The sequence below is a fragment of the Nitrospira moscoviensis genome, from assembly GCF_001273775.1.
GTDB lineage: Bacteria > Nitrospirota > Nitrospiria > Nitrospirales > Nitrospiraceae > Nitrospira_D > Nitrospira_D moscoviensis.
The window spans coordinates 556,480-576,889 of the sequence record NZ_CP011801.1; the positions used below are offsets into that span (position 1 = coordinate 556,480).

A 20,410-nucleotide genomic window follows, 5' to 3' on the forward strand; every position below is an offset into this window, starting at 1 on the left:
CATTGAAGAAACGTCCATCATTTCGCACAGTGGGGGCATGAGCCCGCTGGCGCAAGTGCGATCAGTCCTCTCCAAACCCTTCATGCCTGCGGTCTTTTTCCTGTCCGGCGTGACGTATGACACGCTCACACTCACGCGCATCGACCGCTTGCAAGACAACCTGCTGCTGCTCATCTATCTGCTGCTGCTGGGCGTGCTCATCGTCCTGACCGGCCGGCTCGGCATCGAGCCGGCGCCTGATCGGGAACAGCTGGCGACGCTGTCTCCGTTCGCCCGCTGGGCGCTCGCGAGCCGGCCGTACTATCCGATGGCGAGCCAGTTCCTCTTGGGCGGCCTCTTCAGCGCCTACGCGATCTTTTACTCCCGCAGCGCGACCTGGACGGGCACCGCCGTCTTTTTTGCGCTGCTGGTCGCGCTTCTCGTCGGCAATGAGTTCCTCCGCGACCGCCTGTCGAATCTCCGCCTCCTCGTCACACTCTACGCCGTGGTCTGTTTCGCGTTCTTCACGTTTTTTTTGCCGGTTATGACCGGCTATATGAATGCGGCCGTCTTTCTGACCGGCGCCGTCTTGAGCGGGGCCGTCACGTTCCGCGTGGTGCAGTTGATCTATCGCGACAATCCGGACCGCTCCAGGCGGGAAGCGGTCGGCGTGATGGCTCCGGCGTTGGCCGTGATCGGGCTGCTGGTCGGGTTTTACGTTCTCAATTGGATCCCCCCTGTGCCGCTCTCGCTCAAGTTCGGCGGCATCTATCATGAAGTGAAAAAGACCGGCGACCGGTTCGAGCTGTCGTTCGACAAGAAGTGGTATCAGATCTGGAAGCGCTCGGATACGACATTTCCAGCCGACGAGCCGATCTATTGCTTCACCGCCGTGTTTGCCCCGGTCGCGCTCAAGACCACCATTTATCACCACTGGTTCTATCGCCCGACCAGCGAGAAACCCTTCGCCCATGCCGATAAAATTCCCATCACCATCGCCGGCGGCCGCGAAGGCGGCTATCGGGCCTATACCTTCAAGCAGCGCCTCGACCCCGGCGACTGGCGGGTGGACGTCGAAACGGAAGATGGACGCATCGTCGGCCGCGTCTCGGTGCAGGTGGTGGCGCAGCGCGACGAGCCGCCGACGATCCGGACGGTGCTGTACTGACGAGCGTTCTAAAGGCGCCGGACTCTGATTTTTCCGGAAGCGGTCCTGATCTGCGAGATCTGGTTGCGGGCGGTCATACAAGGGCGTAAGGTTTCCACGTCATGACAGCGCGGACGTTGGCCCCATGCCCATCCAGCCCCAACTGCGTCTCGACGCAGGCCGCCGACGAACGCCATGCGATCGCGCCGTTCCGCTATCGGACCTCCAAGGCTGAGGCCAGGGAGCTGTTGAAAACAGTCGTCTGTTCGCTGCCTCGCGCCCAGCTCGTCGAAGAAGACGAGTCCTACCTCCACTACGAATTCACCAGCCTGCTGCTTCGCTTTGTCGACGACGTCGAGTTTCTCTTGGACGACGAGACAAAGACCGTGCACTTCCGGTCGGCCTCCCGCACCGGCTACGGCGATTTCGGCGTCAATCGGAAGCGGATGGAAGAGATCCGGGCCTTGGCGGAAGGCAAGCTCTAGCGCCTCATGGAGGCGGCCCATATGTTACGGTAAAGGGAGTCCGGAAATCCCGGAGCCACTCCCCCATGGCAGTCGATACCTACCACGCCCACGTCAGCCGCATTCGTGATCTCACACATGACGTCCGCGAGCTGGATCTGACGCTTGAGCATCCGCGCACCATGGCCTTCAAGGCCGGGCAATTCATCTCGTTCGAGGTCCCCAAAGAAGGCATGCCCGTTCCCGTCACGCGCCCCTATTCGATCGCCTCACCCCCGTCCATCAGCGATCGCATCACGCTGCTCTTCAATTTGGTCGAGGGCGGGCCTGGCTCGACGTACCTCTATCGTCTCAAGGAGCGAGACGCGGTGATCTTCAAGGGCCCGGCCGGCTCGTTCTTCCTCCGCGAGGATCCCGCCAAACACCTCCTGTTCGTCGCCACGGGAACGGGCATCGCGCCTTTTCGCTCGATGTTGCTCACGCAGTTCGAGCGTAAGACCGGCCAACCAGTGACCCTGTTTTGGGGACTCCGCTATGAGCGGGATCTCTACTATCAGGATGAATTGGCGGACTGGACCGCGCGCTATCCGGCCTTCAGCTTCGTGACCACCCTCTCTCAGCCGGGGTCCGAATGGCCGGGAGCCAAAGGGCGGGTGACCGCGCTGGTGGAGGAGCGGGTCACGTCGGTCCGGGATCTAGCCGTCTACCTTTGCGGCAACGGGGCAATGATCAAAGACGTGACGGCGCTCATTCAACGTAAAGGATTGTGTCCGATCTACCGAGAAAAGTATTACTGAGCCGTTAATGCTTCGCAGGAGCCGGCTTCGGTCCCAGCCTGGTCGTGTGCTGGAAGATGCACTTGGGGCAGGTGTAGTGGATGAACTGCCGGCCGCCGACCAGCCGCTTCTTCATGGGGACCTTGCACCAGGTGCAAAGCCGATCGGGGAGGGAATCGATCGCGGGGTCCGACGTACTCGTCATGGCGGGCATTTTCTCCGAGGCCGGTAAACCTTGTCAACCAAGCGGGGACGATGAAACGCCGCAGCCGGCGTGCTTCCGCGGCGTGAAATTTTTTTCGGGAGCGGGCCCCGTTTCAAAAAAATCGTGGTATAGTCCGTCGCAAGTCGGCAGTCGGTTCCTTCACCCTCTCACAGAAAGGCGCACCCACTCTATGAGCATCTCGGCTGGTTCCGAGTCCACCATCTTACCAACGAGCGCCCCAGGGGCCTCTTCGCTCCCCGTCCAAGACATGGTAGGGGAGGGAAAAGCCTGGGGACTTTGCACCGCCGTCGACCTTCAAGATTGCAATCCCGACCTGATCCGTGATGCCGACCATATCAAGCGCTATGTCGTCGAGCTCTGCGAGCTGATCGGCATGCACCGCTTCGGCGAGTGTCAGGTCGTCAATTTCGGCGAGGGGCGCGTCGCGGGCTACTCGATGGTCCAGCTGATTTCCACGTCATTGATCAGCGGCCATTTCGCCAACGACACCAACAACGCCTATCTCGATATCTTCAGCTGCAAAGGGTACGATCCCGCCGTCGTGGAATCCTTTTCAAAGAAATTCTTCGGCGCGCGGCGGAGCATGGCCACCGCCACGCTCCGGTATTAGCGGGTCCCGTCTTGCTTCTGCATGGGGACTGCGGGCAGTGGTCCCCATGCATCGACGCAGGTACGGGTCCCGCGCGACCATGACTCCCCCCGCCCTCAAAGCCTTCTTTCAGGCGCTCCCGCGCGCGCTCGACCGGGACGCGGCCGAGGATCTCGACGCCGTGTATCAATTCGATTTGAGCGGACCGCAGGGGGGGCAGTACGTAGTGAAGATTCAAGACGGCGCCTGTGTCGTTGAAGAAGGCCGTCACCCGGATCCGCATGTCACGCTGGCGATGGCGGGAGAGGACTGCATGAAGGTGCTGAACGGGCAACTGAGCGGCCCGTCCGTCCTGATGTCGGGCCGCCTGCGGATCACGGGCGACATCGGGCTCGCCATGCAGTTGAAGGCCCTCTTTCCGACCCTGACCTGACACCGTTCTCTCACTTTCCAAGCCAAAGCCTCTCCCCGAAAACCAGGGTCGAACCGGGCCTGCCTCAAGGGAATTTCCCAGTCCTGCACCCGCGGTGATCCACCTAGGGTATGGCTCAGCTGGTCAAACCCCTGACAAAGGAGACGCTCATCGTGGACCGATTGCCCGCTTTTCTGCTCTGTTTGGTTGTCCTGTCCTTGGTTTCCGGGACGGCCGCCCCCGGCCATGCGCGGGACACCAGGGTGGTGGTGTGGAATGGAATCGAATTGCAAGCGGTGCGCGACACCGGCATGGGACCTCCGATGACAGCTCGCGCACTGGCGATGATGCATACGGCGATGTTCGACGCCTGGGCGGTGTACGATCCGGTGGCCGTCGGCACGATTCTTGGGGAGCAGCCTGCGAAGGCCGGTGGAAGAGCGCACCGTCCTGAACAAGGAACAGGCGGTCTCGTATGCCGCCTATCGGGTGCTGCTGGATCTCTTCCCCTCGCAATCGGCGGTCTTCCAAGCCCGGATGGCCGAGCTCGGCTACGATCCGTTCGATACCTCGCAGGACCCTGCGACGCCGCAGGGGATCGGCAACCGCGCCGCCCGGGCCCTGCTTGAGTACCGCCATCAGGACGGCTCCAATCAACTGGGAGACCTCCACCCGGGCCCTTATTCGGACTACACCGGCTATGTGCCGGTGAACGTTCCCGACACGATCTTCGACCCGAATCGATGGCAGCCGCTCCGGGTCCCCGACGGCCGGGGCGGCTTTACGATGCAAGCGTTTCTGGCGCCCCATTGGGGGTTGGTTCTCCCGTTCGCGCTCAGCTCCGGCGGCCAATTCCGCCCGCGGCCGCCGGCCATCTATCCAACCGACGCGCAGGGCTATATCAGGCAAACCACAGAAAGCCTGGGGTACAGCGCGGAGCTCACCGACCGGCACAAAGCCATCGCCGAGTATTGGGCGGACGGACCCTCTTCCGAAACGCCGCCCGGCCATTGGGCCTTGTTCGCCCAGGTCATCTCTCGCCGCGATGGCCACGGCTTGGACGAAGATGTCGTCCTATTTTTCGCCCTGGCGAATGCCGTGCAGGATGCCGGCATCGCCGTGTGGGACGCGAAGCGCCATTACGATTATGTCCGGCCGATCACGGCCGTGCATTTTCTGTTTCACGATCGGTTGATCCGGGCATGGAAAGGTCCGTTTCAAGGGACTGGTTTGATCCTGGGCCAAGATTGGCGGCCGTACCAACCGGCTACCTTCGTGACGCCGCCGTTCCCCGAGTATGTGTCGGGTCACAGCGCGTTCAGCGCGGCCGCCGCGACCATCCTGCGGCTGTACACGAAGAGTCCGCGCTTCGGCCATTCAGCGACGATCCCGGCCGGCAGCAGCAAGATCGAGCCCGGCGCTGTGCCGGCCGCGGACGTGGTGCTGCGCTGGAAGACATTCAAGGAGACGGCCGACGAAGCCGGCCTTTCACGCCGGTATGGGGGGATTCATTTTGAGGATGGCGATCTGCGGGGCCGCCGCCTTGGACGGCAAGTCGCCAAGGAAGTCTGGCGGAAGGTGGCCGGGTATGTCCGCCGCAGCGGATGGGAGAAGCCGCGGGTGACGGATTGCGATGAAGATGACGCGGAGGACAGCCGGCAGTCGGAGGGCCGGATCGATTTCTGCCGATAGCACGGGTTAGAACGCGGTAGTAGCCGGTTCGGGCACGGGAGGTGCCGCCGGAGCGCCCTGTTCTTCCCCGAGGCTTCGCCGGAAGCGCTCCTCCAGGATGACGTACATCGTCGGAACGAGGAACAGCGTCAGCAACGTCGAGACGCTCAAGCCGCCTACCACGGCCCGGGCCAGGGGCGCATTCGTTTCGCCGCCGGTTCCCCAGCCGACCGCCATGGGCAGCAGACCGAACACGGTGGCGAGCGAGGTCATCAAGATAGGACGCAGTCTGGTCCTGGCCGCCGTGACGACCGCCTGGTGCAGCGGCTCGCCTCTGCGGCGCAGCACGTTGGTGTAGTCGACGAGCAACACGCCGTTCGACACCACGATCCCCAGCATCATGATGATGCCCATCATCGACGTGGTCGACAGGGTGGTGTCGGTCAGGAACAGGATCAGGATGACGCCGGGGAAGCCCATCGGCACGGAAAACATGATGATGAACGGATCGATCAGGGACTTAAACTGCGCCGCCATGACCATGTAAACCAGCACGAGCGCGAGGATCGTGGCGAATTGAAGCCCCTGGAAGGTCTCCCGCTGCTGCTGGATCTGGCCGGCCAGCTTGATGCTGAAGCCGGCCGGCAGGCGCAGGTCGGCGAAGGCCGCTTCCAAATCCTGGGCGATGGCGCCCAAATCCCGGTTCACCGGATTGGCCGTGATGTGCACGACCCGCTGGAAATACTTCCGGTCGATTTTCACCGGCCCGGCGTTGAGCTTGAGCGACGCGACGTTCTTTAAGAGGACGGGCTCACCGGCTTTGGTCGTCAACAAAATGTTCTCGAGATCGGTCAGGTCTTTCCGGTGCTCCTCCGCCAACCAGGCGCTGATGTAATATTCGTTGCCGTTCTGCGGATCGGTGTAGATGATCGGATCGGTCTGGCCGTTGCCGTTGAGCGAAAACAACACGGCGTTGGCCACGTCGGTTTCGCTGATGCCGAGCAGGGCGGCCTTTTCGCGGTCGACCACCACATTGATCTCGGGATAATTCTCTTCCCGGCTCACTTCGATGTCGGCCAGGCCCGGCGTCTTGTGCATGACCTCTTCCACCTGCCTGATCGCCTGCCGCGCCTTCTCGAAGTCATAGCCGTAGATCTCCACGTCGACCGCTTTCTGCGATCCGAAACTCGTGACCCGCTTCACCAGGCCGCCTGGATCGAAAAACATGGCGACGCCGGGAAACAGCTTGAGCACTTTCGGACGAACCTCGTTCATGATCTCGACTTGACTCCGTGTCCGCTTGTCCGGCGGAACCAAATACACGGAAATGAGAGAGCTGTGTGGGCCGCTATTCGGGTTGAACAGGGAGGAGCGCCCCTGTGACAGCACCCCGGTGCTGGAGACGATCGTTTCCAATTCGTGCGGCGGGATCTGCTCCCGCAACACCCGTTCCACTTCGGCTACCTGCTGTTCGGTCTTTTCCACTCGTTGGCCCACCGGCGCCCGCAGCACGATCCGGAACTGGCTCTCGTCCGAGACCGGAAGAAACTCCGTGCCGATCAGCGGCAGCAAGGCCAGTGAGCCGACAAAGAAGGCCAGCACGGCCACGATGAAGACCTTGCGGTGCCGCAACACCCAGCGCAACGACTCCTCATAGCTGCGGTCCACTCCCTCGTACCGCCGCCGGCTCCAGTCCATCACCCGCACGAACCAGTGCGGCATCGTGCGGTGCGCCTCCTGCTCGGGCTTGAGGAATTTGTAGCAGAGAGCCGGGGTGACCGTGCGGGAGACGAAAAAGGAGGTGAAGAGCGCGATCGCGATGGTGACCGTCAACGGAATCAGCAAGAGCCGGGCGATGCCCACGACGAAGAACATCGGCAGGAAGACGACGACGGTCGTGACGGTGGAGGCCAAGATCGGCATGGCGACTTCGCGCGCCGCGTCGAGAATGGCGGTCCAGCGGTTTCGATTCTGATTCAGGTGGCGCTGGATGTTTTCCAATTCGACGATCGAGTCGTCGACCAGGCGGCCGATGCCCAAGGCGAGGCCGCCGAGCGTAAAGACGTTCAGCGTCTGTCCGGAGAAATACAGCACGATGAAGGTGACCAGAATCGACAGCGGAATCGAGACGGAAATGATGAGCGTGCTGGTCAGATTGCGCAGAAAAATCAGGATGACCGCCGCGGCCAGGAGCGATCCGTGGAGCGCCTGCTCCACCAGATTCCTGATCGACTGCCGGATGTAGACCGACTGGTCGAACGAGATGCCGAGCTTCACGCCGGGCGGGATCCCGATCATGTTCGGCAGGGCCTTCCGCAAGGCGTCCACCACTTCCACGGTGTTGGCGATCGGCTGTTTGTTCACCCGAAGATAGACCGCCCGCGCGCCGTCGGTCCTCACGATGTTCGTCTGAATGTCGGAGGAGTCGGTGACGGTCCCGAGGTCCCGGACCCGGACCGGGTTGCCCTGCTGGTTCACCTTGACGATGACGTCCTGGATGGGCTCGACGCTTTTGAACTGATTGTTCGTGAAGACGTTGTAATCCAAATTGCCGGCTTTCAGGTCGCCGGACGGCAAGATGAGATTGGCCGCCTTGACGGCCCGCACGACATCCAGGATCGACAGCCCCCGCGCGTTCAGCAGCGCCGGATCCAGATTGATATTGATCTGCCGGATCTTGCCGCCTTCGACCGTCGCCGCGGCGACGTTGGCGATCTGCTCGATCTGCGGCGCGATGGTGTTATAGGCGAGATCGTACAGGGCCCGCTCGTCGAGATCGGCGCTGGAGACGGTCACGAAGGCGACCGGGATGTTGGAGACGTCGAACTTGACGATGAAGGGCTGCAGGATGCCGGGCGGCAGGCTGTTGAGAATCTGGGTGATCCGCTGCATCACCTCCATCTGCCCGACGTTGATGTCGGCGCCCCAATTGAACCAGATCTGCACCGCACCGAGGCCCTGCTTGGCGAACGACTCCACATGCTCGACGTTCGACGCGGAGCTGACGGCTTTTTCGATCGGATAGACGACGCTCTGCTCGATATCGAGGGGCGGCGCGCCTTTATAAATGACGCCGACGAAGGCTACCGGCACCTGAATATTGGGGAACAGATCGACCGGCAGGCGCTGGAGCGCGGTCACGCCCAGCACGACCATGGCGAGGGACAACATGAGAATGCCGATGCGATTGCGAAGGGCGAGGAGCGTCAGCCACATAACAGAACGTCACGAGTGACGAGTGACGAGTGACGAGTGGGGAGTGATAATAGAATGACGGAATCACCCATCACCCATCACCCATCACGCTTCACTGCATCCAACGGTTGTACCTGCACCGGCGTGCCGTCATGGACGAGGTCCTTACCGGAGACGACGACTTGCTCGTCGCCGTGGAGGCCCTTGGTAATCTCCACCCGGTTGTCGTCGCGCAGACCGATTTCCACGTCGATGCGCTGGGCCTTGCCGTCGCGGATGACGTAGACATATTGTGTGTCTTCCAGGCGGCTCACCGCGTCGATCGGGATTTGAATCGCGTTGCGATGGGTGCCGACCAGCGCTTCGACCCGCGCGAACATCCCGCCCTTCAGCAGCCGATCGTCGTTCGGCAGATCGATTTCCACGGTCATCGTGCGGGTCGCCCGGTTGAGCGCCTGAACGATGCGCGTGACGGTGCCTTCGAACACCCGATCCGGGTAGGCTTCGGCGCGCACCTCCGCCTTCTGGCCGATCTTCACGAGCGGAATGTCCTTTTCCACCACTTCGATGAGGATGCGGACCGTCTTGATGTCGTGCAGGCTGAGCATGCCGCGCGACATCGTGGAGGTGCTGGCGGTCGCGCTGGTGACATAGGCGCCCGGGTCCAAGTTGCGCTCGGCGACATAGCCGGCGAACGGCGCGCGGATATACGAGTAGGCCAAGTTCGTTTCCGCCTGCGCGAGGGCCACTTCCATCTGTTTCACCTGCGCCTGCAAAGATTCCCGCGCGGCGATCGCGCCGTCGAAATTCACCTGGGCATTGTCCAAGTCCTGCTGCGAGACGAACTGGTCCTTGATCAGCGCCTGCATGCGGTCGAGGGTCAGCTTGGCGTTCCGGACGGCCGCCTCCTGCTGCGCCACCTTGGCTTTGGCCGCCGCCAAATTGGCCTTGGCCTGATTGACGGCGTGTTGATAATCGGTGTGGTCGATTTCCACCAACAACTGATTCGCCTTCACGAAGTCGCCCTTGTCGACGTGAATCTTGGCGATATAGCCGTCCACGCGGGAAAAGAGGTTGACGACTTGATTGGGGATGATATCGGCCGTGTACGTCAGGCGGACCTCCATGTCTTGTTTCAGGGGGGTCACCGTGCCGACCGTGATGACCCGCGACTTTTTCTGGTCGGTCTTGGCGCCGCTGCTGAGGCGAAAGACCACCAGCGCCGTCACTGCGAAGAAGATGATCACCCCTAAAATGATGAGCGGGTGCTGCTTGAGCGGCTTCATTGCGGTCGCCTCGCGCGCGCAGCAGCCTTGGCTCGCCGGTGTCCATGGTCGACCACCAGCCCTTGGAGGAACAGGTCCACGTAGGTCGCCACCGTCTCTTCGTGCGACCGGTGCATTGGAACGCCGAAGATTTCGTGGAGCAGGCGATGATGCACCACCATGCCGATGAAGGCGCGCGCGGCCAAGAGGGGGTCCACCGCCCGGAAGGCGCCGTCTTCGATTCTGGTTCGGATGTACGCCGCGAGATGCTCGTAAAAGACTTTGTGATGCTTGCCGAAAAACATATCCGACAGCTCGTGCCCTTCCAGGGCGCTGAACAGGAGCAGGCGCAGGAGGGTGGAATCCACGCCGGGACGGATGCGATAGCCGGCAATGAGCGCGAACACCCGCCGGTCGTCCCGCTTACGCGCCGAGTCTTCGATCGCCTCCAGCAGCTCGTTGACGGTCACTTTCTCCGCAAGGATCGCCGCATAGAGGGCATGCTTCGTCGGGAAATGCTTGAAGACCAAGGCTTCGCTGACACCCGCCGCCTTCGCGATTTCCTTCGTCGTCGTTCCGTTGAAACCCTTGCGGGCGAAGAGCGACGCGGCGGCAGCGATGAGGCTGGCTTGCCGTTCCTGGCTGGACGTCCTGGTCGGTTTCGAGGCTGTTCGCATCACGGTGAGTAAGTGATTACTCACCGTGAAGGTAGCACGTCGATCGAGGCCAGCACAAGCGGATGGCTGAAAGGGTTCTTAGAGACAGAGGGCGACCGGCGGTCGAGCAGATGTTCCGGCGAAGGAGCGCGGTCGTCCTCCCGACCGCACGGTCTCCTGTTCCGGGCACGTCGTCTCGCTAGGCGCGTGTTTGCTGCTCCAGTAAGAAGTAGCGCAACCGGTTACGATCCTCCAGTTTGAGCGTGCGGACCGCCACGCCGAAGCGCCGCCCCCGGACCCAGGAGACTCGGGCTTCAGGCACGCAGAGGTGATCTTCCGAGTCCGGCAACTCGATGAACAGAGCCAGCTCCATCCCCGGTTTCAGCAATCGGTTCCCGCTGATGCCGACTCCTTCGTGCGACAGATCGGTAACCTGCCCGTCCCCCATGATGAGCTGCCCATCGTCAACGCCGGAGAACATCAGGCCGAAGCGGCCAGCCAAACGAGCACCTCGGCGACGGTTGAGCGAGAATTCCACTGCGGTTCCGGCCTGTCCATTCGGGGTCGTCGACTCCATGGTTCCAATGCCTCCCTTTGTTGGTACTGGCGCTCGATGCGCCTGACTTGGTTGAGCCTATCGCGGTGTAGCGTTTTTGCCTTCCCCCTAGGAGAGGGAGACAGGGACCCTCCTGAAGAGGGGCCTTACAACAACCGAGAAAGAAGGAGTCTTCCAGGAGGAGAAGGGGGCTAGACGAGCCGAAAGCGGGCCCGCCGATCGCTTACGGTGTCATGGGAGATGTTCCGGAACGGGACCGATTGGAGGCGCTTCCGCTGCTCGGGCGTCACTACCATGAATCGCACGGAAAACCGGCATCCAGATACGAGACCGCGGCTCGTTCGGAATGCCGGTCGAAGAGGCGCTGTTACTGGCGGATCTTGGCCCAGGCCTTCTGGTATTCCTCGAAGGAGTCGACTTCCATCCAGCCTTTGAAAATCGGGACGGCTTGGACCGTATGGCCCCGATTGATCATCTCCTGGATGAGATCGGTGAAGGAAGCTTTGCTGAGGCTCCGCGACTCGTGGAAGCCGGCCGAAGCCTGGCTTGCCTGCGCCGCCTTGTAACACTCGCGGAACGCCTGCGTCCCCTTTTCGGAAAACATCGCCATGCCGATGAACTCGCCATGGGCCTGCTCGCGGGGAAGCTGCTGGCCGATCCGAACGATGCGGTGCTCGCCTTCTGGGATGACGAACCGTGACAGGTAGCTCTTGCCCGGCGGCTCGGCGAGCGACACCAAGTCGGGATTCAGGTGAGTCGGCTGCGCTCCCCGCTGTTCCTGATCCAGCCAGGCTACATCGACCACCAGCGCGATGTCGGCGGGGCTCTTCAGCAGCTTTTCCAGAATCGCCGTGTCGAAGATGATGTCGCCGTAGAGGATCAGCGTGCGGCCTTTCAGCTCGTTTTCCGCGCAGAACAACGAATACAACTCGCCCGTGTCTTCGTACCGGTCGTTGTCGTAGTAACGGATATTCGGGAGGGCGATCGCCTCCTTCTTGTAGCCGCGGATCAGGGCGATGTCCTTGATGTTGCATTCGTTGAGGGCGCCGACGGCCCGTTCCAGGATGGTTTTACCCTTGATGTCGAGGAGGCACTTCGGCTTATCTTCGATCAGCGGGAGCAGCTGCTTTTCGAACCCGGCTGCGGCGATGATGGCGGTGATCTTCTCGCCGCCCACCGGCAGGAATTGCTTTTCGTCTTCTTCCATCCGGGGGACGCCGACGATGTCGTACACCTCGGGCAAGGTGACGATCCGGTCGTTTGCCGCGCCCGGGCGCGTGTCTTTCTTGATGATGTCCAACGTGTCGCGCATGGCGCGGATCGCGGCCCGGACCGGTTGATTGGCGTAGATGATGATCTTCGCGCCGGCCTCTTCCATTTCGGCCGCGGTCGTCTGATCGAAGATCGTGGGCACGACGACGAGCGGTACGCGGCCGGACCAGGCTTTGTACACGGCCTTCAGCTCGTCGAACTTTTTCGACTTCGAGTGGATCAGGACCGCGTCGGCGCCCGCCTCGGCGTAGGCCTCTGCCCGCTTCAAGGCTTCCTCCTGGCCCCAGCCCGCGATGAGCGCTTCGGTCCTGGCGATGACCACGAACTCGGGATAGATCTGCGCGGCCTTGGCCGCCTTGATTTTGCCGCAGTGCTCCTCGATCGGAATCAGCTCCCGGCGGACGCCCGCGTAGAAGCTGCACCGTTTGGGGTAGACGTTATCTTCGATGCAGATGGCGGCCACGCCGGCCCGCTCGCGATCGTTGACCGTCCGCATCACGTTCAGCGCATTGCCGTAGCCGGTGTCGCAGTCGGCGATGATCGGAATCGAGACCGCTTCGGCGATGTTCCGCTCGACTTCCAATTGCTCGCTGGAGGTGATGAAGCTCGCGTCCGGAATGCACTTGAGCGAGGCCGAGATGGCGAAGCCGCTGGCCCAGATGGCGTCGAAGCCGGCCCGTTCGATCAGACGCGCGCTCAGCGCGTCGTGCGCGCCGACGGCCTTGATGGCGCCGGGCCGCTTGAGCAGGGCTCGCAACTTCGCCGCGTTATTCATGGGGACGCATCATGCGAAAGCGGATAGCGGTTGTCAATGAAAAGTTTGGGATCAGGCCGGACGATACTAGACGATACTAATACTAATAGACCGTCGCGGAGTGGCCTTCCGACAATTTTTCGCGCAACGTCCGGCTCTCGAAAAAAATGATCCCGCGCGCGACCGGGGCCTCGTAGCGCAACGTCACTTCGGTGTCGAAGCCGTGCCAGGCGTAGACCCTGACCGGCCCCACGGCGATCTGTCCGGGCGTCCGGTCGAGCGGACCGTAGGTCCCCTGCAGATAGGTCAGAATCCGTTCATGGGTGTCTTTCCCCGTATAGCGGACCGTGACCCGGCCGAACTTTCCTTCAAACGTGGTAAAGCGCATGGAATCGACCGGCACAGGTCCCAGGGCCGGAGTGGTCCCTTTGATCTCATAGGTCTGCAGACGTCCGGCGTCCTCGACTTTGCCGAAGTGCTCGCCTTCGGAAAAGGCGGCGCCCCAGGGAATGCCCTCGAAGCCGTTGGGGTCGTTGACGATCGGGACCGCGAGGGCCGGGGCGCCGGCTAACAGCAGACAAGCCCATTCCAAGACGATGAGCGAACAGCGGGCGCCCCTCCGCCCGGAGGATCTACTCGGCCGAATCGGTGATGTGGTCATTGAACCTCGGCGCCAAGGTACGGCTGTCGATAAAAATGAAGCCCCGCTCCGTCCCGGCTTGGTAGGTCAGGTTGATTTCCGTTTCCGGCCCGCGCCACGTATATTGTTGATTGAGTCCCCGCGCCATTTGTCCGGGGATCCGTTCGAGGGGGCCGAATTGTGACTCCAGGTAGCGGAGCACGTGCTTGTGGGTCTGTTCCCCCTGATACCGGACGATCACCCTGGCGAATTGGTCGTCCACCGAGACGTAGGCGATACTGCTCATGTCCCGTCCGGCGAACGAAGGCCGTTCCGTTTTCAATCGATATTCGCTGATGTGGGGACCGGACCGCGTGGTTTCCAAGTCCTCCCGTCCGGCCAAGTCGGCTCCCCACGGAATGTCATGAAAGCCTTTGGGATCGTTGATCATCGGCACGGCGCGCGCCGCGTGCGCACAGAGCATCGTCGCGAGAATGATGAAGATCTGAAAAAGATGAGGGCCGGTGAGTCGCGTCATAATCGCCGAGACCGGTCACACGGAAGATCGAGCCAACGCATCAAACGCTACCACCGCCGACACGGCGAACGCAACCCGCCGATGTTTCTTGAGAATCCGCGAAGCCCTATCTTATAATGCGCCGTTTTTTCACGGCTCGAATGGTCCCGCGCGTGACAGAAGGATCGACGCATGATTGAGAGCGATGCCTTTGTGCAGGCCCTGCAGGACATGGGGGTGAATTTTTTCACCGGCGTGCCCGATTCGATCCTCGGCGGCATCATCGCCGAGCTCTTGGATCGGCGCCTCTATACCCCGGCCGTCCGCGAGGACGAGGCGGTCGCGATGGCGGCCGGCGCGTATATGGCGGGCAAGATTCCCGCCGTCCTGATGCAGAATTCCGGGCTGGGCACGTCGTTGAATACCCTCATCTCGCTGAACCTGATCTACCGGCAACCCTGCATCCTCATCGTGTCCTGGCGGGGGCAGGGCGGCAAGGATGCGCCGGAGCACCTCGTCATGGGAGAAGTGATGCCGCAGTTTCTCGATACGATGAAGATTCCGCATCGCACGCTGACCGAAAAAACGGCGGTCGAAGATTTCAAGTGGGTGGCCGAGACGTTCATGAAGCAGCGGATTCCGGTGGCACTGTTCATTACGAAGGGCGTGGTGAAAGGATTGCATCCATGAGGCCGGAACAGGGCACGCTCATCAGCCGGGCGCAGGCCATGGCCGCCTTGCTGGAGCTGATCACCGACCAGCCGCTGATCGTCTGCAACGGATTTCCGTCGCGCGAGGTGCAGAAGATCGCTGATCGGCCGCAAAATTTTTATATGATCGGCTCTATGGGCAATGCGCCGGCGATCGCCCTGGGCGTCGCGCTGGCAAAACCGACCAAGCAGGTCATCACGTTCGACGGCGACGGGAACGTGCTCATGGGAATGGGTACGTTGGCGACCGTCGGCGCGTTGAAGCCCAGGAATTTCATCCACGTGGTGTTCGATAACGAAGTGTATGGCACGACCGGGAATCAGCCGACGATTTCCAACGTCGTGCCCTTGGAAAAAGTCGCCAAGGCCGCCGGTTACGTCAACGTGGAGCGGGTCCTGGACCGTGAGGATCTCGTCTACGAGTTCAAAGACATGCTGAAGAAGGACGGCCCCAGCATGCTGCTGATCAAGGTGAATGAGTTCACCGAAGAAGCCGAGCGCATCGTCCTCGACCCGCCGGACGTGGCGAAGCGGTTCATGGACGCGATTAAGTGACAGGTGACGCGTGACTAGTGACAGGCTTCGGAGTGCAAATTTCGCTTCACGTGTCACGTGGCACGCGTCACAAGGCCTTCTCTCATGATCCTTCTCAATCCCGGGCCGGTGAACGTGAGCGAGCGGGTGCGGCAGGCGCTGCTGAAGGCGGACATCTGCCACCGCGAATCCGAGTTCACGGACTTGCTGCACGACATCCAGGCCAAATTGCTGAAGGCCTTTGTGCCGGGAGCCGAGGCCGAGTATGCGGCCGTGCTCATCACCGGGTCGGGCACCGCGGCCGTCGAGTCGGCCTTGATGTCGTCGATCCCGCACGGCAAGCGGATCCTCATCATCAACAACGGCGTGTACGGTGAGCGGCTGTCGGGCATGGTCGGACTGCACCGGCTCGGCGTCTCCGAACTCAAGTACGACTGGACGGCGAAGCCGGACCCCGAACGGCTGCGTCTGGCGTTGCGCCAACACCCCGAAGTGCACGGCGTCGCCATGGTGCACCACGAAACGACGACCGGCTTGCTCAACCCGGTGAAAGACATCGCGGAGGTGGTGGACAGCCAGAATCGGGTGTTCATCGTCGACGCGATCAGCGGGCTCGCCGGGGAAACCATCGATATCGCCGGCTCGCACATGTATATGGTGGCGGGGACGGCCGGGAAGTGTATCCAGGGATTTCCCGGCGTGTCGTTCGTGCTCGTGCGGAAAGGCTTTCTGGAGCGGATGCGGACCTACCCGAAGCGATCGTGGTATCTGCACCTCACCCACTATGTGGACGACCAGGGACGGGGCACGGTGCCCTTTACGCCGGCCGTGCAGGTGTATTACGCCTTCAACGAGGCGTTGGACGAGCTCTTGGAAGAAGGTGTCGCGAAGCGTATTCAACGCTATAAGAAAATGGCGGCGTTGATCCGTACCCGCATGGCTGCGCTCGGTATCAAACCGGTGCTCCCCCCGGACCGGCAGTCGAACAGTATTACCGCCTTCTATCTTCCGGAAGGGATCTCCTACGACACGCTGCACGACCGGTTAAAAGCCGCCGGCTATGTGATCTATGCCGGTCAGGGCAATCTGGAAAACAAAATCTTCCGCGTGGCCAACATGGGCGCATTGACCGAAGCGCAATTCACCGGCTTCCTGGACGCCTTCGAACAGGCCTGCAAGGCCGCATGAAAGCCGTCATCCTCGCAGCCGGCGTCGGCAAGCGTCTCTGGCAGATCACGCAGCATCGGCCCAAGTGTCTGATCACGATCGGCGGCCGGTCGCTGCTGCATCGGTATCTCGCCACGCTGACGAGCGTCGGCATCCGCCGGGCCGACATCGTGGTGGGATACAAGCAGGAGATGATCCGCGAGGCGGTCGCCGCCGAGTCTTACGGCGTCACAGTCAAGTTCCTCGTCAACGAGCACTTTCATCGGGGCAGTATTTCGTCGCTCTGGATCGCCCGGACGGCCTTGGACGACGACGTCGTCATCATGGACGCCGACGTGCTCTTTCACCGGGAGATCCTACGCCGGCTGGTGGAATCCCCGTATGAAAACGCGCTGCTCATGGACGAGACGGTGAAGCAAACGGGCGAAGAATGCATGGTCGTCGTCGAAGGCGGGCGGGTCATCGCGCTGACCAAGACCCTGCCGGTGCACTATGACTACGCGGGGGAAGGGGTGGGATTCCTGCGTGTGCGGCACGCCGATGCCCCGCATGTGGTCGCGTCGCTCCGCTCCTACATCGACAAGGGCGCCTGGAACATGGAATACGAGGACGCGTTGCGCGAATATTTCCGGGACGTGAAAGTGGGCCACGAAAAGATCGGCGGCCTCCCCTGGACGGAAATCGATTTTGTGGAGGACGTCCGAAAGGCCGAGGTGGAGATATTGCCGAGACTCTGAGGCAAGAGGCAGAATAGGTCCGAGCGAAGGGCGAATCCGATCCATGAGCGAGAGCCTGATTCAGAAGCGCGCCGAAGTTCAGGGCCTGGCGACGGCGATCCTGCTGCCTACGGTGAGCGTATTCGGCGGTCCGGTCGGACATCGGGCCGGGGAAGCGGGGCCGCTCACGAGCGTGGTCGGAATCGGCCTCTTTCAACGGGCCGTGCTGACGCTCCAGCGGGCCGGCATCCGCCAGTTGATCGTGCTGGCCGGTCCCGAAGAGGATCAGCTCAAGCAGGCCTTGAGCAAAGGCCCCCGCGTCACCATCCCGGTCCGTTGGATGCCGATCCGCGAATTTCCGCTCGACGATCCGCGCACGTGGGAATCGCTGGCGGCGGAAGTGCACGGGTTCGCGTTGATCGCGAGCGTCACCGGCGTCTTTTCCCGGGGACTTGTGGAGCATCTCCGGCGAAACGTCCAGGACGGCGAAGCCATCGTCGTGGCGCAGAACCCGGAAGCCAGGACGCCGGCGCGGGAGAGCCGCGGACCGCGCCTGCTGGTGCAGTCCGATCGGCTCGCGTCCTTCGCCCCCTCCCGCTTCGGCGACTCGGCTCCGCGGGCGGCCGAACTGGTCGTGCTGCCCGGGACTGTGATGAGCGCGGCGGGCGACACGATGACCGAGGGCGGCGCGCTGCCGATCCGCCGGTGGCTCGAGCGGGCGGCCGTCGACGGCCGGGTTCGCGTCATCCCGGCGGACGGCAAGAGCAGCCGCTGGTATCAGGACGTCCGGACGCCGGCCGACGTCCAGGCGGCCGAGAAGAAACTGTTCACCTCGCTGAAGAGCGAGTTCGAAGGATTCGTCGACCGCTACTTCAATCGCACCCTGTCCCGCCGCTTCACGCGGTTGTTCCTGGCCCTCGGCCTGTCCCCGAATGTCATCACCATGCTGGCGACGGGGATTGGTCTCGTCTCGGCGGCGCTGTTCGGCGTCGGCACGTACGGCGCCGGCGTCGCAGCCGCGCTGCTGTTCCAACTGGCGGCGGTGATCGATTGCTGCGACGGGGAAGTGGCCCGGCTCACGTTCACCGAGTCGCCGTTCGGCGCGTGGCTGGACATCGCGATGGACAACGTCGTCCACATGGCCATCTTTGCCGGCATCGCCGCCGGCCTGTACAACGCTCACGTCGGTCAGGACCATGCGTGGATCGCGTTGGCCCTTGGCGCGGCCGCGGTGCTGGGCAACGGCCTCTCCTTCCTGTTGGTGGAGCGGGCGCAAAAAATCAAAACCGCCGGGGCTTGGCGCACGCCGGTCGGCGCCGCCTGGTCCGATTTCATGCTGAAGAATGTGGCGAGCCGGGATTTCTCCGTCATCGTGCTGATCTTCGCGGTCTTTGGAAAGCTGGAGTGGTTCCTCTGGATCGCGGCGGGGGGATCGCTCGTGTTCGCCGGCCTCATGCTCTGGGTCATTCGCCCCTCCGCGGTGAAGCAGCCGCGCGCCTAGCCGGACAGGAAGGACAGCGTGCTGCGCTATCTCCTACTCGTCCTCGGCCTCCTCACGCTCGGGTTTCTCGTGTGGCACGTCGGGCCCGCGAACATCTACCGGACGGCGTCGCAGCTGGGACCTCTGGCGCTGCTTGTCATTCTGCTCCCCTCGCTGCTCATGTATCTGATCGAAGCCTACGGGTGGAAAGTCACGCTGGGGCCTGCGGCGCGGGCCGTCCCGTTTTGGCGGCTGCTCGCGATCAGAACTGCGGGCGAAGGGGTGAACATGACGACGCCGACGGCGTACGTCGGCGGGGAACCGCTCAAAGCCTATCTCCTCAAACGCCATCAGGTCCCGATCGTAGACGGGTTGGCTTCGGTCGTCATCGCCAAGACTACGATGACGATCGCGGAGGTGGTCTTCATTCTGGTCGGCATCGCGGTCGGTCTGTGGACGCTGGGGACCGACGGATCGTCCGGTCAAATGGTCGCGGCGGCGCTGCTCAGCGTCGGGCTGCTGATCTTCGGTACGGCCGGGTTCGTATTCGTGCAGCGACGAGGGATCTTCACCTGGTTCTTGGAAATCCTGCGGAAGCTCAGGCTGCGGATCGCCTTTCTCGAAACCCGGGAAGGCCGGCTCGCCGAGCTCGACCGGACGATTTTGAATTTTTACCGCCACCATCAAGCGGCCTTTTATGCGTCGACCGGCTTGTACTTTCTGGGCTGGATGACGGAGGCGCTGGAAGTGTATGTCATCGTGTCGTACCTCGGCGAGCCGGCCGATCCCCTGTCGGCCTTGGCCATCGGCTCCCTGTCCGTCTTTATCAAGGGAGGGACGTTTTTTATCCCCGGCAGTTTGGGCGCGCAGGACGCGGGAAACCTTGTGCTCTTGACCGCCTTCGGCTACAGCACGGTGACCGGCGTCACCTTCGCGCTGCTCCGGCGCTTTCGCGAGGTGGTCTGGATCGTCGCCGGGCTGGCCTGTCTGGCCGCCCTGGGAAGCCGGAAGCCCGTCCCCGCTGATACGACACAGATTGTTTCACCGGGCCCCCCGGACGCCTCTTGACTTTTTCTCCCCGGAAATTATCTGCCGGTCATTGCTGATACGACACCGGATGTCCGGGTGTCGGGCCCCGATCTGGGAAGTAGCGGCGGCAAGTCGGTGTCCCGGGTTTCCCACGCCTGACGCCCCATTCCGGCCAACGTCAAACCAGCGGACCTCGGTCAGAGGAGGAGGGATGAGTTATGACCAGCTATGTCCCGAGCGTGATGTCATCGCTCAATGAACAAACGTTCGATCGGCAGATTGACCGCATGTTCGACGAGGCGTTGCGTGCATTCAGTACCTCCACGAGTGAATGGGTACCGGCCTGCAACGTCTGGGATGACGCGAACGGCTTCTACGTCCAAGTGGCGCTCCCAGGCTGGGAAGCGAGCCACATCACGTTGGAAGTCAACAATCAAATCCTGACGGTGAAAGGTGAACGGAAAGAGGAAGAGCGTGCTGACGGCAGCCGCTATCACCTGGAAGAAATTGGAGGCGATCGCTTTGCCCGGATGTTTAGGCTTCCGTCCTTCGTGGACCATGAGAAAGCCTCCGCCACCCATAAGAACGGCATGTTGACCATTTCCTTCCCCAAGCGGGAAGAAGCCAAGTGCCGCCGCATTTTGATTGCGGCCGACTAACGGAGCGCCGGCCTCCT

20 protein-coding genes and 1 pseudogene are annotated in these 20,410 nt (G+C 62.2%); 13 read left to right on the forward strand and 8 right to left on the reverse strand.

All coding sequences use genetic code 11. From position 1 onward, the window contains the following. Positions 1-37: 37 nt before the first annotated feature. The 3 genes from NITMOv2_RS02690 (at position 38) to NITMOv2_RS02700 (ending at position 2,387) form a co-directional block, all read left to right on the forward strand. Complete coding sequence (locus tag NITMOv2_RS02690; protein ID WP_053378427.1) at positions 38-1,147, forward strand: DUF2914 domain-containing protein; 1,110 nt, start codon at positions 38-40, stop codon at positions 1,145-1,147. A 101-nt stretch (positions 1,148-1,248) separates the two neighbouring features. Continuing rightward, positions 1,249-1,611, forward strand: a complete 363-nt coding sequence (locus tag NITMOv2_RS02695; protein ID WP_053378428.1) for a DUF1499 domain-containing protein — start codon at positions 1,249-1,251, stop codon at positions 1,609-1,611. Between the two features lie 65 nt (positions 1,612-1,676). Continuing rightward, the gene (locus NITMOv2_RS02700; protein ID WP_053378429.1) at positions 1,677-2,387 is read left to right on the forward strand and encodes an FAD-binding oxidoreductase; all 711 of its coding nucleotides are present in this window, start codon (positions 1,677-1,679) and stop codon (positions 2,385-2,387) included. A gap of 4 nt (positions 2,388-2,391) precedes the next feature. Here the strand turns inward: NITMOv2_RS02700 and NITMOv2_RS24170 are convergent, their stop codons facing one another. Then, positions 2,392-2,571, reverse strand: a complete 180-nt coding sequence (locus tag NITMOv2_RS24170; RefSeq protein ID WP_202967301.1) for a hypothetical protein — start codon at positions 2,569-2,571, stop codon at positions 2,392-2,394. 286 nt (positions 2,572-2,857) lie between these two features. On the opposite strand from NITMOv2_RS24170, the pseudogene speD reads away from it, so the two are divergent. The 3 genes and pseudogenes from speD to NITMOv2_RS02720 form a co-directional block, all read left to right on the forward strand. Next, positions 2,858-3,202, forward strand: a pseudogene (speD, locus tag NITMOv2_RS24175) (S-adenosylmethionine decarboxylase); the annotation flags it as partial. Between the two features lie 46 nt (positions 3,203-3,248). Then, positions 3,249-3,614, forward strand: coding sequence for an SCP2 sterol-binding domain-containing protein (locus tag NITMOv2_RS02715; protein ID WP_083447700.1), 366 nt, complete (start codon positions 3,249-3,251; stop codon positions 3,612-3,614). A 411-nt stretch (positions 3,615-4,025) separates the two neighbouring features. After that, a complete protein-coding gene (locus tag NITMOv2_RS02720; RefSeq protein WP_053378433.1) occupies positions 4,026-5,285 on the forward strand; it encodes a vanadium-dependent haloperoxidase in 1,260 nt (419 codons plus the stop codon). Between the two features lie 6 nt (positions 5,286-5,291). On the opposite strand, the gene NITMOv2_RS02725 is transcribed toward NITMOv2_RS02720, so the two are convergent. The 7 genes from NITMOv2_RS02725 to NITMOv2_RS02755 form a co-directional block, all read right to left on the reverse strand. Next, positions 5,292-8,480, reverse strand: a complete 3,189-nt coding sequence (locus NITMOv2_RS02725) for an efflux RND transporter permease subunit (protein WP_083447701.1) — start codon at positions 8,478-8,480, stop codon at positions 5,292-5,294. Between the two features lie 77 nt (positions 8,481-8,557). Continuing rightward, a complete protein-coding gene (locus NITMOv2_RS02730) occupies positions 8,558-9,745 on the reverse strand; it encodes an efflux RND transporter periplasmic adaptor subunit (protein ID WP_053378434.1) in 1,188 nt (395 codons plus the stop codon). Then, on the reverse strand, positions 9,742-10,425 hold the full coding sequence (locus tag NITMOv2_RS02735) for a TetR/AcrR family transcriptional regulator (RefSeq protein WP_238590443.1): 684 nt from the start codon (positions 10,423-10,425) through the stop codon (positions 9,742-9,744). Before NITMOv2_RS02735 ends, NITMOv2_RS02730 begins: the two co-directional genes overlap by 4 nt. A 154-nt stretch (positions 10,426-10,579) precedes the next feature. Then, a complete protein-coding gene (locus NITMOv2_RS02740; protein WP_053378436.1) occupies positions 10,580-10,957 on the reverse strand; it encodes a PilZ domain-containing protein in 378 nt (125 codons plus the stop codon). Positions 10,958-11,303: 346 nt separating this feature from the next. Further along, positions 11,304-12,983: an isocitrate lyase/phosphoenolpyruvate mutase family protein gene (locus tag NITMOv2_RS02745; RefSeq protein ID WP_053378437.1), complete on the reverse strand. Its 1,680-nt coding sequence runs from the start codon at positions 12,981-12,983 to the stop codon at positions 11,304-11,306. Positions 12,984-13,065: 82 nt separating this feature from the next. Further along, positions 13,066-13,554 (reverse strand): hypothetical protein, encoded by a 489-nt coding sequence (locus NITMOv2_RS02750; RefSeq protein ID WP_053378438.1) that lies wholly within the window; start codon positions 13,552-13,554, stop codon positions 13,066-13,068. A 40-nt stretch (positions 13,555-13,594) separates the two neighbouring features. Further along, positions 13,595-14,119 (reverse strand): hypothetical protein, encoded by a 525-nt coding sequence (locus NITMOv2_RS02755; protein WP_053378439.1) that lies wholly within the window; start codon positions 14,117-14,119, stop codon positions 13,595-13,597. Between the two features lie 171 nt (positions 14,120-14,290). Between NITMOv2_RS02755 and NITMOv2_RS02760 the strand changes: the two genes are divergently transcribed. The 7 genes from NITMOv2_RS02760 (at position 14,291) to NITMOv2_RS02790 (ending at position 20,393) form a co-directional block, all read left to right on the forward strand. Next, positions 14,291-14,788, forward strand: coding sequence for a thiamine pyrophosphate-binding protein (locus NITMOv2_RS02760; protein ID WP_053378440.1), 498 nt, complete (start codon positions 14,291-14,293; stop codon positions 14,786-14,788). Beyond that, positions 14,785-15,363, forward strand: coding sequence for a thiamine pyrophosphate-dependent enzyme (locus tag NITMOv2_RS02765; protein WP_053378441.1), 579 nt, complete (start codon positions 14,785-14,787; stop codon positions 15,361-15,363). Before NITMOv2_RS02760 ends, NITMOv2_RS02765 begins: the two co-directional genes overlap by 4 nt. Before the next feature lie 84 nt (positions 15,364-15,447). Further along, positions 15,448-16,530, forward strand: a complete 1,083-nt coding sequence (locus tag NITMOv2_RS02770; RefSeq protein ID WP_053378442.1) for a pyridoxal-phosphate-dependent aminotransferase family protein — start codon at positions 15,448-15,450, stop codon at positions 16,528-16,530. After that, positions 16,527-17,246, forward strand: a complete 720-nt coding sequence (locus tag NITMOv2_RS02775; protein ID WP_053378443.1) for a phosphocholine cytidylyltransferase family protein — start codon at positions 16,527-16,529, stop codon at positions 17,244-17,246. Before NITMOv2_RS02770 ends, NITMOv2_RS02775 begins: the two co-directional genes overlap by 4 nt. Positions 17,247-17,289: 43 nt before the next feature. Then, positions 17,290-18,726, forward strand: coding sequence for a CDP-alcohol phosphatidyltransferase family protein (locus NITMOv2_RS02780; protein WP_053378444.1), 1,437 nt, complete (start codon positions 17,290-17,292; stop codon positions 18,724-18,726). Positions 18,727-18,744: 18 nt separating this feature from the next. After that, entirely contained in the window at positions 18,745-19,773 is a 1,029-nt protein-coding gene (locus NITMOv2_RS02785) for a lysylphosphatidylglycerol synthase transmembrane domain-containing protein (protein ID WP_053378445.1), read from the forward strand. Positions 19,774-19,952: 179 nt separating this feature from the next. Then, positions 19,953-20,393: an Hsp20/alpha crystallin family protein gene (locus NITMOv2_RS02790; RefSeq protein ID WP_053378446.1), complete on the forward strand. Its 441-nt coding sequence runs from the start codon at positions 19,953-19,955 to the stop codon at positions 20,391-20,393. The last annotated feature ends 17 nt before the right edge of the window (positions 20,394-20,410 follow it).

What these genes read in the sequence shown, in the direction of transcription:
- NITMOv2_RS02730 (WP_053378434.1), bottom strand. Translation starts at nt 9,745, where the DNA reads ATGAAGCCGCTCAAGCAGCACCCGCTCATCATTTTAGGGGTGATCATC.
- NITMOv2_RS02690 (WP_053378427.1), top strand. Translation starts at nt 38, where the DNA reads ATGAGCCCGCTGGCGCAAGTGCGATCAGTCCTCTCCAAACCCTTCATG.
- NITMOv2_RS02755 (WP_053378439.1), bottom strand. Translation starts at nt 14,119, where the DNA reads ATGACGCGACTCACCGGCCCTCATCTTTTTCAGATCTTCATCATTCTC.
- NITMOv2_RS02725 (WP_083447701.1), bottom strand. Translation starts at nt 8,480, where the DNA reads ATGTGGCTGACGCTCCTCGCCCTTCGCAATCGCATCGGCATTCTCATG.
- NITMOv2_RS02760 (WP_053378440.1), top strand. Translation starts at nt 14,291, where the DNA reads ATGATTGAGAGCGATGCCTTTGTGCAGGCCCTGCAGGACATGGGGGTG.
- NITMOv2_RS02740 (WP_053378436.1), bottom strand. Translation starts at nt 10,957, where the DNA reads ATGGAGTCGACGACCCCGAATGGACAGGCCGGAACCGCAGTGGAATTC.
- NITMOv2_RS24170 (WP_202967301.1), bottom strand. Translation starts at nt 2,571, where the DNA reads ATGACGAGTACGTCGGACCCCGCGATCGATTCCCTCCCCGATCGGCTT.
- NITMOv2_RS02780 (WP_053378444.1), top strand. Translation starts at nt 17,290, where the DNA reads ATGAGCGAGAGCCTGATTCAGAAGCGCGCCGAAGTTCAGGGCCTGGCG.
- NITMOv2_RS02770 (WP_053378442.1), top strand. Translation starts at nt 15,448, where the DNA reads ATGATCCTTCTCAATCCCGGGCCGGTGAACGTGAGCGAGCGGGTGCGG.
- NITMOv2_RS02700 (WP_053378429.1), top strand. Translation starts at nt 1,677, where the DNA reads ATGGCAGTCGATACCTACCACGCCCACGTCAGCCGCATTCGTGATCTC.
- NITMOv2_RS02715 (WP_083447700.1), top strand. Translation starts at nt 3,249, where the DNA reads ATGCATCGACGCAGGTACGGGTCCCGCGCGACCATGACTCCCCCCGCC.
- NITMOv2_RS02745 (WP_053378437.1), bottom strand. Translation starts at nt 12,983, where the DNA reads ATGAATAACGCGGCGAAGTTGCGAGCCCTGCTCAAGCGGCCCGGCGCC.
- NITMOv2_RS02775 (WP_053378443.1), top strand. Translation starts at nt 16,527, where the DNA reads ATGAAAGCCGTCATCCTCGCAGCCGGCGTCGGCAAGCGTCTCTGGCAG.
- NITMOv2_RS02695 (WP_053378428.1), top strand. Translation starts at nt 1,249, where the DNA reads ATGACAGCGCGGACGTTGGCCCCATGCCCATCCAGCCCCAACTGCGTC.
- NITMOv2_RS02790 (WP_053378446.1), top strand. Translation starts at nt 19,953, where the DNA reads ATGACCAGCTATGTCCCGAGCGTGATGTCATCGCTCAATGAACAAACG.
- NITMOv2_RS02765 (WP_053378441.1), top strand. Translation starts at nt 14,785, where the DNA reads ATGAGGCCGGAACAGGGCACGCTCATCAGCCGGGCGCAGGCCATGGCC.